The 14404-nt window shown below is 62.0% G+C and carries 12 protein-coding genes; 8 read left to right on the top strand and 4 right to left on the bottom strand.

What is annotated here, in order from left to right:
* Positions 1-8: 8 nt before the first annotated feature.
* The 4 genes from HMPREF3153_RS10665 to HMPREF3153_RS10650 form a co-directional block, all read right to left on the bottom strand.
* On the bottom strand, positions 9-488 hold the full coding sequence (locus HMPREF3153_RS10665) for a DinB family protein (protein WP_070420834.1): 480 nt from the start codon (positions 486-488) through the stop codon (positions 9-11).
* 333 nt (positions 489-821) lie between these two features.
* Positions 822-1013 (bottom strand): hypothetical protein, encoded by a 192-nt coding sequence (locus HMPREF3153_RS10660; RefSeq protein WP_046646551.1) that lies wholly within the window; start codon positions 1011-1013, stop codon positions 822-824.
* 55 nt (positions 1014-1068) lie between these two features.
* Positions 1069-1992 carry an exodeoxyribonuclease III gene (locus tag HMPREF3153_RS10655; protein WP_070420833.1) on the bottom strand — a complete coding sequence of 308 codons (924 nt, stop codon included), beginning with the start codon at positions 1990-1992 and terminating at the stop codon, positions 1069-1071.
* Between the two features lie 57 nt (positions 1993-2049).
* Positions 2050-3315 carry an MFS transporter gene (locus HMPREF3153_RS10650; RefSeq protein ID WP_083281032.1) on the bottom strand — a complete coding sequence of 422 codons (1266 nt, stop codon included), beginning with the start codon at positions 3313-3315 and terminating at the stop codon, positions 2050-2052.
* Between the two features lie 182 nt (positions 3316-3497).
* Here HMPREF3153_RS10650 and HMPREF3153_RS10645 point away from each other — a divergent pair, with 182 nt between their 5' ends.
* The 8 genes from HMPREF3153_RS10645 (at position 3498) to HMPREF3153_RS10610 (ending at position 14400) form a co-directional block, all read left to right on the top strand.
* Positions 3498-4553, top strand: coding sequence for an iron-siderophore ABC transporter substrate-binding protein (locus HMPREF3153_RS10645; RefSeq protein ID WP_070420832.1), 1056 nt, complete (start codon positions 3498-3500; stop codon positions 4551-4553).
* A gap of 5 nt (positions 4554-4558) precedes the next feature.
* A complete protein-coding gene (locus tag HMPREF3153_RS10640; protein ID WP_070420831.1) occupies positions 4559-5551 on the top strand; it encodes a FecCD family ABC transporter permease in 993 nt (330 codons plus the stop codon).
* Positions 5551-6585 carry a FecCD family ABC transporter permease gene (locus tag HMPREF3153_RS10635; protein WP_070420830.1) on the top strand — a complete coding sequence of 345 codons (1035 nt, stop codon included), beginning with the start codon at positions 5551-5553 and terminating at the stop codon, positions 6583-6585. The genes HMPREF3153_RS10640 and HMPREF3153_RS10635 overlap by 1 nt, the downstream gene beginning before the upstream one ends.
* A gap of 7 nt (positions 6586-6592) precedes the next feature.
* On the top strand, positions 6593-7393 hold the full coding sequence (locus tag HMPREF3153_RS10630; protein WP_046646557.1) for an ABC transporter ATP-binding protein: 801 nt from the start codon (positions 6593-6595) through the stop codon (positions 7391-7393).
* Entirely contained in the window at positions 7393-8277 is an 885-nt protein-coding gene (locus HMPREF3153_RS10625) for a siderophore-interacting protein (protein WP_070420829.1), read from the top strand. Before HMPREF3153_RS10630 ends, HMPREF3153_RS10625 begins: the two co-directional genes overlap by 1 nt.
* A 69-nt stretch (positions 8278-8346) precedes the next feature.
* Entirely contained in the window at positions 8347-10518 is a 2172-nt protein-coding gene (locus tag HMPREF3153_RS10620) for an NADP-dependent isocitrate dehydrogenase (protein ID WP_070420828.1), read from the top strand.
* Positions 10519-10897: 379 nt separating this feature from the next.
* Entirely contained in the window at positions 10898-12283 is a 1386-nt protein-coding gene (locus HMPREF3153_RS10615) for a PepSY-associated TM helix domain-containing protein (RefSeq protein ID WP_070420827.1), read from the top strand.
* 50 nt (positions 12284-12333) lie between these two features.
* Positions 12334-14400, top strand: a complete 2067-nt coding sequence (locus tag HMPREF3153_RS10610) for a M3 family metallopeptidase (RefSeq protein WP_070420826.1) — start codon at positions 12334-12336, stop codon at positions 14398-14400.
* Positions 14401-14404: the final 4 nt, after the last annotated feature.

Genomic DNA, 14404 nt, shown 5'->3' with positions numbered 1-14404 from the left:
TGACTAGTCTACCCTTGCGGCACGCCCGCCAAGTGGTTGGCTGCGCCAAGGTGTTGCAGGGCATCATCGATGATGGAAACCAAGCGCACTCCCCTACTCACGTGCGGAGTCCAGTTGGTGTCGACGATGTCGTCGAGGGCGGCGTCGGAAAGCGTGGCGCAATAGTCGCGCACCGCCTCAAGGGTGGTGCGGACGTAATCACGCACTGCGCTTAGCGACGCCTCATCTACCGCAATCGCCCGCGCCTCCTCCGGGGTCTGCCCGTAGCCCATGGAATCCGGCAGCGCGATGTCGAAGCGCTCCCACACCTCGGGCTCACCAGTCAGGGCTACGAGCTGAATGTCCGCCATGCGGCCGGTATGCCACAGCAACCAAGCAATCGAATTCGGGTGCCCACCCAGATGGGCGTTGGCCTGCTCGACGGAAACCTCCGGCAGTGCATCAAGCGTGTCGATGGGGCGCTGGGCTAGATCAAGAAGAACGTTCACAAGACCCAGGCTAGCTCCCCTTAGCTCGATACAGAGGCAGCCTGATAATCGGCGAAGTTATCTACGTCATCAATGACGGTAAAACTATTGAGAAAATTTTGCCTAGAGTCGTAAATAACCCCGGTGTTTCACTCCTGCTTTCGGCCCAAGGTTAACATGTTCACAGTGAGCCGACACGTGGAGCAGCCACAAAGCAACGAGGCGGCAGTTCGAAGAGCTTATAGTCGGTGTAACGACATAAAAAATCCCCACTAGGCAGCGTCTGTTCTTTCAGACGAACCTAATGGGGGAGACTCTCACCTGCGGGTGAGTGCTTTAGCAGCAAATGCAAGCTTAGAGCTTGCGAGAAGTCGGCGCGTGAACGTCGAGCATAATTGCCCAACCAGCGACCATGAACGCGCCGCCGACGCCCTGGAGGATGATCGGAGCCAGGAATGCGAAAGACGGACCGATGATGGTCCACCACCAGATACCCAGGCCGAGCAGGACGGCGCCGAGCACGAAGTAAATAATTGCGCGGGTCATGAGGTTCTCCGTTTTAAGAATCTAAGATTTTGAGACTCACACAGCTTAGCACCGTCTAGCGGTACTGCACCAGCAAAGGCGAGTGATCCGACCAGCGTTGTTCCACCGTGGGTGCCTTTTCGACCCAGGTTTTCTCCGCGCGCTCCAGCATTACCTTGGTGGCAGCCTGGTAGTCGATGCGCCAGCCAGCGTCGTTATTGAACGCTTGGCCGCGGTAGGTCCACCAGGTGTACGGACCGTCAGCATCGGGGGCAAGGCGCCTGGCGACGTCGTACCACTGCACGGCGTCCTCCCCCGGAACGCGGGCTGACCAGTCGGTCTTCGTGGCGTAGTCGATCACGCCGAGGTAGTCCCCAAGGCCCTTCTTGTCCTGTGGCAGCTCATCCGGAAAGGAGCCAAACACGTGGTCCATGAACGCACGCTCCTCAGGCAGATGACCGGACTTCTTCTCATTGGACTTGTTGTTCTTGAGATCCTGCGCTCGGTGGCAGATGTTCCAGTCGCCACCGATAACGGCCTGCGGATAAGTCGCGGCCAAGTCGGCGAGGACCTCCGAGAACTCGTCGAGGAAGAGGTACTTCTCGTCCTGCTTCGGGGAATCAGTATCGCCAGACGGCAGGTACAGGGAGGCCACGCGTACCGGGCCGCCCTCGGCGTCGACAGTCGCGGCGATGAGGCGACCGGACTCGGAGAAGGACCCGAAGCCAACTGAGACGTCGCTCAGCGGCGTGCGCGAAAGAATGCCCACGCCCGCGCGGCCCTTCGCGGCGGACTCGGCCTGGACCAAGTGCCAGCCGGCCTCAAGAGCGGGCGCGAGTGCCTTCTGGGTTTCCTTCGGATTCGCGCGAACTTCTTGCATGAGGACCACGTCGGCGGTGGTCTCCTCGAGCCAGACATTCATTCCCGGGTTATTTTCATTGCGCTGCTTGCAGGCGGCGCGGATGCCGTTGACATTGACGCTCGCAATAGTAAAAGTCATGCGCGCTAGTCTACTTGCGCGCAAAAGGAACAAGACCACCCCACCGTGTGCTGGGTGTTAGCTCTGTTCGATGATCTTTACATACACGCCACTACGCTTGGCGGTGACCTGGGAAACGATCCACACGATGAAGCCCAGCGAGGCGAGGACGACGCCCACCAGGGAGGTAGCGTTGTAGTTGAAACCGGCGCCCACCACGAGGCCGCCGAGGGCCGCACCCATGGCGTTGGCGATGTTGAGCGCGGACTGGTTCAGCGCGGAGGCGAGGGTCTGGGCGTCGCCAGCAACGATCATGAGGCGCAGCTGCAGCGACGGGATGAGGACCGCGCCGAAGAAGGCGAGAACGCCGAACGCGATGGTCGCTAGCCAGAGATTGTGCGCGCCGAAGTAGAACACCAGGGACGTCGCCACGAGGAATACGAGGGCGAAAAGGATGGAGTATTCGGTGTTGCGGTCAGACAGCGCACCGCCGACGCCGTTGCCAATGGTCATGCCGATGCCATAAACCATGAGCACTGCCCAGGTCCAGTGATCCGGCATTCCGGCGACTTCGGTCATGGTCCAGGTGATGTAGGTGTAGACCGCGAACATGCCGCCGAATCTGACGATGCCCATGATGACCGACAGCCAAACCTGCAGGTTCTTCAGCGCGCCGAGCTCGGTGGAGATGTCAGTGGACGGCATCTCCGTCATGTGCGGGAAGAGGAAGTATAGCAAGACCATCGTTGCCAGCGCGAGGATGACCACGAGGAAGTAGGCAGCGTGCCAGCCCAGGTTCTGGCCGAGTGCCTGGGCCGCGGGAACGCCCATAACAGTGGCCACGGCCAGGCCCATGCCGATGGCAGCCATTGCCTTACCGCGACCGCCCTTCGGCGCCATGGCGGCGGCGGACAGGTTGGCCACGGAGAAGTACGCGCCGTGCGGCAGACCTGCAATGAAGCGAGCGGCCAGCAGCGTGGCGTAGTTCGGCGCCAAGGCGGTGAGCAGGTTGCCCACGAGGAGGAAACCAATGAGCAAGATGATGAGGCGGCGGCGCGGCAGCTTGCCCGTCACGGCTGAGATAACGGGAGCGCCGACGACGACGCCGATGGCGTAGACGGTGATTAGTGTCGAGGCGGTGTCTTCCGTAATGCCAAAGTCACCCGCGATGAGCGGCAGCAGACCCATGGAGACGAACTCCGTGGTGCCGATGGAAAAGGCACCCAGCGCCAGGGCGAGCGTGACGAGGGTGCGGCGGGTCGACGAGATTTCAGTTTGGCGGGGCACGCGCGGTTGGTCGGCGCGGTCGTGGTTGTTTTGGGAGCTTACGGAGACAGAATTCACGAGCGGAGACCTTAGCGCGCGGGAGGGATCCTTCGTAAGCCACGGCCGCCCAAATGTGCTTTTCCCACATCATGATGGGTTTATGCCACACATCACAGAGGTCAAATTACACAACACGAGTGTGGTGCAATAGTCTTGCCTAAGTTAGAAAAGCTTTACCTACATTTCAAAGGAGTTCCCTAGTGCGAGCACAACGCATCATCGCCACCGTCGCGGCAGCGGCCACCATCTTCACTTTGGCAGCCTGCTCCTCGGACAGCTCTTCCACTGGAGAGAACAACTCCGCGTCGTCGTCTAACTCCGCGGATTCCGCCGCATTCCCGGTGACCATCAAGCACGCGTTCGGCGAGACCACCATCGAGAAGGCACCAGAGCGCGTGGCTACCGTGGGTTGGGCTAACCACGAGGTTCCTTTGGCGCTGGGCGTTGTCCCAGTGGGCATGTCCAAGACCACGTGGGGAGACGATGACAACAACGGCGTCTTGCCGTGGACCGAGGAGAAGCTAAAGGAGCTCGGCGCGGAGACTCCGGTCCTCTTTGATGAGACCGACGGCATCCCGTTCGAGCAGGTCGCTGACACCCAGCCGGACGTCATCCTCGCTTCCTACTCCGGTCTGACGCAGGAGGACTACGACACCCTGTCCAAGATTGCTCCGGTCGTGGCCTACCCGGACGTCGCGTGGGCGACCTCCCTCGAGGACATGATTGAGATGAACGCTGAGAGCATCGGCAAGAAGGACGAGGGCGAAAAGCTCATCAAGGATCTCGATGCCCAAACCGAAAAGGCCCTGGACAAGTACCCGGCTCTCAAGGACAAGAAGGTCCTGTTCACCGCCTTCGGCGGCACCACCGATGCTTCCAAGATCGGCTTCTACACCACCGACGACCCACGCATGGGCTTCCTAGCCGAGCATGGCCTAGGCACCCCGGACATCGTGGAAAAGAACTCCGAGAACGCCGAGCAGTTCTGGGTCGAGGTCTCCGCTGAGAAGCCAGAAGAGTTCAACGACGTTGACCTCATCGTGGCCTACTCCACCGGAAACGCCGACGATGACAAGAAGACCCTCGAGGAGATGCAGAAGGATCCGCTCAAGGGCAAGATCCCGGCAGTTCAGAAGGGCAACGTGGTCTTCCTCGAGAACGGCCCGCTGGGCGCTTCGGCGAACCAGTCCCCGCTGTCTATTCCGTGGGGCATCGACAAGTACTTCGAGCAGCTGAACTCCGGTCTGCAGGCTTAAATCACGTGGCGGCCAAGAAAATCGCCGTCATCATCGGACTCTTAGCCGCCACCGCTCTCGCAGTGGTGGCTTCGGTCATGTTTGGCGTGCGCACAATTTCCCCTTCCGACGCCCTCTCGGCCCTCGGCGGTTCGACCGCGACAGCCAGTGAGGCCGCCGCATATTTGCGTGTCCCACGCACCGTGTTGTCGCTCTTCGTCGGTGCCGCGCTCGCCATGTCCGGAACCACGTTCCAGGCCATGACCCGCAACCCGCTCGCCGACCCTGGCATCTTCGGTGTCCTCTCCGGCGCCGCGCTGGCCGTCGTGGTGGGCATCGCGTTCTTCGGGCTCTCTCGCCCCGTGCCCACGATGATCGTGGCGATTATCGGCTCCTTCGCTGCCGCCTCCTTCGTCTACGTCGTCGGCTCCCTAGGCCGCGGCGGCGCCACGCCGCTCAAGCTCACACTCTCAGGCGCTGCCACGGCCGCCGCGTGTTCCAGCATGGTCAGCGCCGTGCTGCTCCCGCGCACCGACGTCATGGACAAGTTCCGTTTCTGGCAAATCGGCTCCGTCGGTGGCGCACAGTGGTCCCAAATTAGTATGGCCGTGCCGTTCCTCGTCATCGGCCTCATCATTGTTCTGGCCTGCGCCACGGGACTTAACGCACTTGCGCTTGGCGACGACGTCGCTACCGGCCTCGGCATCAACGTTGTGCGTACGCGCTTGTTCTCCGCCGTGGGCGCGGTCATTCTGTGCGGTACTGCCACCGCGATTGCTGGCCCCATCGCTTTCGTAGGCCTCATCGTCCCCCACGTCATGCGCCTAGTGCTCGGCACCGACCACCGCCTGCTGCTGCCCATGACCGGCCTGGCCGGCGCCTTCCTGTTGGTGGCGGCGGACACGGTGGGGCGCGTCGTCGCCAAGCCGAGCGAGGTCGCCGTGGGCATCCTCACCCCACTTCTAGGCGCACCGCTGTTCATCTGGATTGTCCGCCGAACCAAGGTGCGTGATCTCTAATGCCGAATCAAACCTCCTCGGCTCCCACCTCCGCGACGTTGCAACAGCAACGCCACGCCCGCGCGCGTTCCTTTGCCTGGCGCCTGAGCATGCTCGCCGTCATCATCGTGGTTTTGTGGGCCACCAGCCTCATGGTGGGCGAGACCTTCTATGGTCCGGGCAAGGTGCTTCGTGTTGTTTTCGGTGAGACCGTCCCCGGCGCGTCCTTTACGGTCGGCGACCTGCGCCTGCCGCGTGCCACCGTAGCCGTCGCCGCGGGCATCGCTTTCGGTATCGCCGGCGTGACTTTCCAGACCATGCTGCGCAACCAGCTGGCCTCCCCCGACATCATCGGTATCTCCTCCGGTGCCTCCGCCGCGGGCATCACGGCGATTGTGTTTTATAACGTCTCCCAGACCACCGTGTCTTTGGTTTCGCTGGTGTGCTCGCTGACGATCGCCGCGCTGATTTACCTGCTGTCGCTGAAGTCTGGTTTCACCGGCACGCGCCTTATTCTCATCGGCATCGGTATGTCGGCGATTCTGCAGGCGTGGACCAACTTCGTGCTGTCGAAGGCCCCGTCCTACGACCTGCCTACGGCCACACGTTGGATCACGGGCTCGCTCAACACCATGTCCTGGGAGCGCGGCCTGCCACTTCTTCTTACGGTGCTGATCATCGCGCCCGTCATGATTTTCTTGGGTCACCAGCTCAACGTTTTGCGGCTTGGCGACGACCTCGCCGTCGGCCTTGGCCTGCGGCTCAACGTTGTGCGCGTTTCGGCAATCGTGGGCGCGGTAATCCTCATTGCGGTGGCCACGGCGTCGACAGGCCCGATTGCCTTCGTGGCATTCATGGCCGGGCCGATTGCCACCCGCCTGTTTAAGGCTGGCCCCTCCATGATCGCCCCTGCCGGTGCGGTGGGCGCCATCCTGGTGCTCGTCGCTGACATGGCTGGTCAATACTTCTTTGGCACCCGCTACCCCGTCGGCGTCATCACCGGCGTGCTCGGTGCGCCATTCCTTATTTACTTGCTCACTCGCTCGAATCGTTAGGACTGTCATGCACAAACCTGCTCAGCTCACCGCGAAGGACATCTCCCTCGGATACGGCGAGCGCGACATCATCACCGGGCTCAGCGTCGACATCGCACCTGGCAAGGTGACCTCCATCGTGGGCCCCAACGGCTGCGGCAAGTCCACCTTGCTGCGCTCGCTGTCCCGCCTGCTCAGGCCCACCGGCGGCGAGATTTTCCTTGACGGCAAAGCCATCTCCGAGATTCCCACCAAACAGCTGGCTGCCTCGCTGGGCCTACTGCCGCAGTCTCCCATCGCCCCAGACGGCATCGTGGTGGCGGACCTCGTGGGCCGCGGCCGCACCCCACACCAGGGGCTGCTCGGCCGCTGGAGCCAGGAAGACTACGACATCGTGCAGGAATCCATGGAGATGACCGGGGTGGCTGAACTCGCGGAGCGCTCCATCGACGAACTCTCCGGCGGCCAGCGCCAGCGCGTGTGGATCGCCATGGCACTCGCCCAGCGCACCGACATCCTGCTGCTCGACGAGCCCACCACCTACCTCGACATCAAACACCAGCTCGAGGTCCTCGACCTGCTCGTCGAACTCAACGAGACCCACGGCACCACCATCGCCATGGTCATTCACGACCTCAACCTGGCCGCCCGCTACTCCGACGAACTTATCGCGGTCTCAAACGGCAACGTCTACGCCCAGGGAAGCCCCCAAGACGTCATGACGCAGCAAACGGTCAAGGACGTCTTCGGCGTGGACTCCGTCATCGTCGAAGACCCAGTCTCGGGGCTTCCGGCCGTCATGCCCATTGGTAAGAGAAAGGTAAAGTAATGCCCTACCAGCCATTCCGCGCCACTGTCTTGGACTCTGTGCGCATCTCCCCCAGCTTCCAACGAGTACGCCTCACCGGCCTGACAGAGATGGGCCCCTCCGGCGTCATCCGTGACCTGCGCATTAAGCTCATCATCCCCGGCGCCCACGGCCTGCCGGAGCTTCCCGCCACGGAAGACTGGTACGCCGCTTGGCAGCAGCTCGATCCGGCCACCCGTGGCGCAATGCGCACCTACTCCGTGCGCGAGCTCGACCGCGAACGCGGCATCCTCACTATCGACTTCGTGCTGCATACCGCGCCTGGTGAAACGGGCCCGGCATCCACGTGGGCGTCGACAGCCGTGCCCGGCGATAAAATCCACGTCATCGCCCCACACTCCTGCGACGAATCCGGCCCCGGCATCGAGTTCCAGCCCGGCGAGGCCCGCGAGGCCCACGTCTTCGGCGATGAGACCGCCCTGCCTGCCATCGCCCGCATCCTCGACGAGTGGCCCGACGGGCTTAGCGGCAGCGTGCACATCGCGGTGCCCTACTTCCAGGACGCCCAGGCCCTCGCCGCTCCTGCCGGCGTCACCGTCGAGTTCCTCCCGCACGGTGGCAAAGCCACGCTTATCGACGCCCTCTCCTCCCTCACCGGCATCGACCCCGCCCCGGACACCCCACAACAGGCCACCCCTGAGCGCGAAGTTCTCTGGGAGACCCCAGGCTTTTCTGCTTCAGGCGAAGAGCTCGGCACCCGTGCCGCGGACGGTGCGTATTGGTGGATAGCGGGCGAAAGCGGCGTCGTCAAGCGCATGCGTCGCATGCTGGTCAAGGAGGCAGGCGTGCCGCGCTCGGCGGTGTCCTTCATGGGCTATTGGAAGCGTGGGGTCTCTGAGGGGTAATTGCCCGCACAGCTGTAACAAGACAGGTATCCTGTTAGGTTGAAACATTTTCGAACTATTAGGAGAAACATGTCTAAGATCATCTGGACCCGCACGGACGAAGCTCCGCTGCTCGCCACCTACTCTTTCAAGCCGGTCGTTGAGGCTTTTGCCTCCACCGCGGACATCGAGGTTGAGACCCGCGATATCTCCCTGGCTGGCCGTATCCTGGCTCAGTTCCCAGAGCGCTTGGGTGAGAAGAAGGTCGAAGACGCACTGGCTCAACTCGGCGAGCTGGCTAAGACGCCGGAAGCAAACATCATCAAGCTTCCGAACATCTCCGCTTCCCTGGTACAGCTGAAGAAGGCTATCGCCGAGCTGCAGGCTGACGGTTTCGACATTCCGGATTACGAGGACGCTCCAGAGAAGTACGCCGTTGTTACCGGTTCCGCTGTGAACCCGGTTCTGCGCGAGGGCAACTCCGACCGCCGCGCACCGATTGCTGTGAAGAACTTCGCTAAGAAGTACCCGCACAAGATGGGCGCTTGGACCGCTGATTCCAAGACCAACGTTGCCACCATGTCTGATAACGACTTCCGCCACAACGAGAAGTCCGTCATCATGCCGGCTGATGACACCCTGACCATCAAGCTCAATGACACCGTCCTGCTCGAGGGCCTCAAGGTTCTCAAGGGCGAGGTTATCGACGGCACCTTTATCTCCGCCAAGGCTCTCGACGAGTTCCTTAAGGCTCAGGTGGCTCGCGCTAAGGAAGAGGGCGTTCTCTTCTCTGCTCACCTGAAGGCCACCATGATGAAGGTCTCCGACCCAATCATCTTCGGCCACGTGGTCCGCGCGTTCTTCGCAGATGTTTATGACAAGTACGGAGAGGAGCTGCTCGCAGCTGGTCTCAACGGTGAGAACGGCCTCGGCGCTATCTACGAGGGCCTGAAGTCCCTCGAGAATGGCGAGGAGATCAAGGCCGCATTCGACGCTGCTCTCGAAAACGGCCCGGACCTGGCTATGGTGAACTCCGCTAAGGGCATCACCAACCTGCACGTTCCTTCCGACGTCATCATCGACGCTTCCATGCCGGCCATGATCCGCACCTCCGGCCACATGTGGAACAAGAACAACGAGGAACAGGACACCCTCGCTGTTATCCCGGATTCCTCCTACGCTGGCGTTTACCAGGCTGTTATCGAGGACTGCAAGGCTAATGGCGCATTCGATCCGTCCACCATGGGTACCGTTCCAAACGTCGGCCTGATGGCTCAGAAGGCTGAGGAGTATGGCTCCCACAACAAGACCTTCAAGGTGCCGGAGAACGGCACCGTGCAGGTGACTAACTCCGCTGGCGACGTCCTCATCGAGCACGACGTCGAGGCTGGTGACATCTGGCGCGCATGCCAGACCAAGGACGCTCCGATCCAGGACTGGGTCAAGCTAGCTGTTAACCGCGCACGCCTGTCCGGTATGAAGACCATCTTCTGGCTGGACCCAGAGCGCGGTCACGACGCCAACCTCATCACCCTGGTGGAGAAGTACCTGAAGAATCACGACACCGAGGGCTTGGACATCTCCATCGCTTCCCCGGTTGAGGCAACCAAGATCTCCATCGAGCGCATCCGTAAGGGCGAGGACACCATCTCCGTCACCGGTAACGTGCTGCGTGACTACAACACCGACCTCTTCCCGATTCTCGAGCTCGGCACCTCCGCAAAGATGCTGTCTGTGGTTCCGCTGATGGCTGGCGGCGGCCTCTTCGAGACCGGTGCAGGCGGATCCGCTCCGAAGCACGTGCAGCAGGTTGAGGAAGAAAATCACCTGCGTTGGGACTCCCTGGGTGAGTTCCTCGCACTGGCTGAGTCCTTCCGCCACGAGCTCAACGCTCACGGCAACGCTAAGGCAGGCGTGCTTGCCGACGCCCTCGACAAGGCCACCGAGACCCTCCTCGACGAGGGCAACTCCCCGTCCCGCAAGGTCGGTGAGAACGACAACCGTGGTTCTCACTTCCACCTGACCCTGAACTGGGCCAAGGAGCTGGCTGCACAGTCTGACGACGCCGAGCTGGCCGAGACCTTCAAGCCGGTTGCTGAGGCCCTGGAGGCCAAGGCTGGCGAGATTGAGCAGGCGCTTCTCGACGTCCAGGGTTCCCCCGTCGACCTCGGCGGCTACTACGCCCCGAACGAGGAGAAGCTCAACCAGACCATGCGCCCGGTTGCTGCCTTCAACGAGATCATTGACGGCCTGAAGAAGTAATTCTGCGCAAGACGCTTAACAAAAGACCGCTTCGTCTCCTCCCTGGAGTTCGAGGCGGTCTTTTCTTGCTTCATTAGCCACAAACCGGCCCAAATCAACAGATTCGGACGCTATTTTCCCCCGTTGAGCTGCGAGAACTTTTTCTTGACTGTTTCTTGCTTCTTAAGCCTGATATCGAGCAGATCCCCATCCTGCGGCACCGAAAACGTCAACTATTTAAAAAGTTTTTCAATCCGCGGGAACCGAGAAGCCATCACCTCCGACTAGTAGTGCAGCTGATATCAGCGCCTGTCCATCGCCCGTCTTGAGCGCTCGGAAGCATTCATCCTTAGGCACTCGCCACGGGCCCTACCTGTACATACTGAAAAGAGCACTACATATGAGTCGGACGGCTCTGCAATCTTTCATTCAACGCATCCATTTCTACGGCGGCATGTTCGTCGGCCCCTTCATCCTCGTCGCGGCATTGACTGGCTGCCTCTATGCCATTGCCCCCACCTTGGAAAAGGTAGCCTATCGCGATGTCATGAACGTTCCGGCGGTCGAGCACCCGCTCAGCCTCGAGGAGCAAATCCAGGCCGCGCAACACGAGCACCCAGATATGCCTGTGACCCAGGTGTGGCCCGCTACCACGCCCACGGACTCCACCCGCGTGCTGGTTAGTGACCCGGGAATTGATGAAAGCCTCCAGCGAACCGTCTTCATCAACCCCGCCAACGCTGAAGTTATCGGGGACTACCCAACCTACTCCGGACTGGGTGAGATGCCGCTGCGCCGTTGGATTTCCTCCCTGCACGAAAGCTTCCACCTGGGCAAGGTCGGTGAGCTCTACTCGGAGCTGGCCGCCTCCTGGCTGTGGGTCATGGCCTGCGGCGGGCTCTACATGTGGTGGATTCGCCGCCGCCCCAAGAACAAGGCAACCGCGAAATCCACGCAACAGCAGCCGAAGCGCTCCGCACGCTCGAAGGCTACGCGCCTCCACTCCACCATCGGTGCCTGGATATTCATCGGCTTGCTTGGACTGTCTGCTACTGGCATCACCTGGTCGGGCCTGGCCGGCGACAATGTCAACTCCCTCGTGGAACGTATGCACTGGAAGGCCACCCCCATTGAAACTGCCCTCCCCGGCGCAAGTACAGAAACGCATGAGCACACCGGCCACGAAGGCCATGAGGGACATGGCGGCCACATGAGTGGGACGTCGGAAAGCGCCAGCGTGGCTGCTGAGGCTGAGCGCGTCCTCGCCACCGGCCGCGCCGAGGGACTGACCGGCCCGCTGCGCCTGTACCCGCCGGAGGACGCCCACTCCGCCTGGCAGGTCAGCGAGCGTTGGGTCGAATGGCGCACCACCTCCGATGCTATTTCCGTGGACGGCTCCACCGGTGAGGTCATCGACCGCCAGCCTTTCTCCAGCCTTCCGTTGTTTAGCAAGCTCAGCAGCTGGGGCATCTACCTGCACATGGGCATCATGTTCGGCCTACCGCTGCAGATCGCGCTGTTCGCGCTGGGCCTGGCTATCGCCGCCCTCGTGGTCTTGGGCTATTACATGTGGTTCAAGCGCCGCCCCCGCTTCGTGCCGGGCTCGATGAAACAGTTCTCTTGGGCCACCACGGCGCTCGGCGCTGTCTTTGCCGCCACCGTCGGCGCCTTCCTTCCGCTGTTGGGCATCACTCTGGCCGCGTTCCTTGTTCTTGACGTCATCCTCATGAACCGCCCCACCACGCCAACGCGAGCACAGGAACCCGAGTTGCTTCCCACGAGCTAGATAGTGAAAGCCATCACATAGAGCGGGGCTAATGGGTACAGTGTTCATCTATGACTAACCCATTACTCCACCCTTCGCCACTGCCCTACCAGCTTCCGCCCTTCGCAGACATCAAGGTAGAGCACTTCCGCCCCGCCTTCGACGAGGCACTCGAGCGCCATCGCTCCGAAATCGCCGCCATTGCTGATAATTCCGCCGCCCCCACGTGGGAAAACACCGTCGAAGCATTGGAGCGCTCCGGCCAGGACTTGGACCGCGTCATGGCCGTCTTCGGCAACCTCTCCGGCACCGACGTCACCGATGAGATGGAGGAGATTGCCGCCGATATCTACCCCCGCCTCGCCGCGCACTATGACGGCATGTATCAAAACGAAAAGCTCTACGCGCGCATCAAGGAGGCAAAGTCGCTTGACGACGACCCCGAAGGCCACCGTCTCCACGACCACCTCCTGCGGACCTTCAAGCGCAAGGGCGCGGATCTCGACGCCGCCGGCAAGTCCCGCCTCTCCGACATCAACCAACGCCTGTCCGCACTCTCGGAGGAATTCGGCCGCAACCTCATGGCCTCTACTCGCGCGAAAGCCGTTGAGTTCAGCGAGGAGGAACTCGAGGGGTTGCCCGCCGAACGCATCGCCTCCGCCAAAGCCGATGCTGAGGCGCTGGGCCGCGAAGGCTATGTCATCCCGCTAGAGCTGCCGACCGTGCAATCAGAGCTGAGCCGTCTGGCGCGGGAGGATGCGAGGGGGAGGTTGTATGGGGCGTCGGCAAGCAGGGGCTCCGAGAACAACATCCCAGGTCTCATCGAGGCCGTCCAGCTGCGCGCCGAACGCGCCGAGCTGTTGGGCTTTGCCTCCCATGCCGACTACGTGATCGCCGAAGAAACCGCTGCGACTGCCGACGCCGCCCGCACCATGCTCTTCGACCTCGCCCCCGCCGCCGCGGCCAACGCCGAAGGCGAGCAGAAGCTCCTCGCAGAGGAAGCAACACTCAACGGCCAGGGCTTCACCGCCGCCGACTGGCCGTATTGGGAATCTAAGGTCCGCGCCCGCGATTTCTCCCTCGATGAGGAAGAACTGCGCAAGTACTTCCCGCTGGACCAGGTCCTAGAGAAGGGCGTCTTCGCCGCCGCTGAGCGCCTTTACGGCATCACCGTCGTCCCGCGCGAGGACCTGCAGGGCTACGCCGAGGGCGTACGCGTGTGGGAAGTCTTCGACGCGGGCCAGGAGCCCGAAGCTGACCGCGACAACGGCATCGGCTTGTTCGTCACCGACTACTTCGGGCGCCCCACCAAGCGCGGCGGCGCCTGGATGAGCGAGTTCGTTGGCCAGTCTGGGTTGTTGGGCCGCAAGCCGGTCATCGTCAATGTCATGGGCATCACCAAGCCTGCCGACGGCTCCCAGCCGCTGCTGAGCCTCGACGAGCTGCACACCGTCTTCCACGAGTTCGGCCACGCTTTGCACGGGCTGCTTTCCGACGTCCGCTACCCCACCTTCGCCGGCACCAACGTCCCGCGCGATTGGGTGGAGTTCCCCTCGCAGATCAACGAGAACTGGGCATTAGAGCCGGCACTGGTGAAGCGTTACGCGCGCCATGTTGATACCGGCAAGGTTATCTCCGACGAGATGCTCGCAGCAGTCACGGCTGCCAGCGAGTTCGGTCAGGGATTCGGCACGGTGGAGTACTTGGCGGCGTCGATTGTGGACTTGGCGTGGCACTCGCTCTCACACGAGGAAGCTGCCCAGCTCACGGCCGCGGACATCGAACAGTTTGAAAAGGACGCGCTGACCAAGGCCGGGCTGAACAACCCGCTCATCGCGCCGCGTTACCGCTCGACGTACTTCAATCACATCTTCGCCGGCGGTTACTCCGCGGGCTACTACTCCTACCTGTGGGCTGAGGTCCTCGACGCCGACGGCTTCTCCTGGTTCAAGGAAGTCGGCGCGGCAGACTCGGCCGACGGGGACGATGCTAAAGCCCGCGCAGCTGGCCAAAAGTTCCGCGAACTCATCCTGTCTAAGGGCGCCTCGCGCGATTTCACCGAGGTCTACCGCGAGCTGCGGGGACGCGACAAGGACGTGCAGCCCTTGCTGCGCCGCCGCGGTTTGTTGGGCTCTTAACTAG

It is taken from the genome of Corynebacterium sp. HMSC06C06, assembly GCF_001807295.1.
GTDB classification, from domain to species: domain Bacteria; phylum Actinomycetota; class Actinomycetes; order Mycobacteriales; family Mycobacteriaceae; genus Corynebacterium; species Corynebacterium striatum.
Note: the sequence above shows the minus strand (reverse complement) of the source record. Positions and strands in the feature narration are given on the sequence as shown.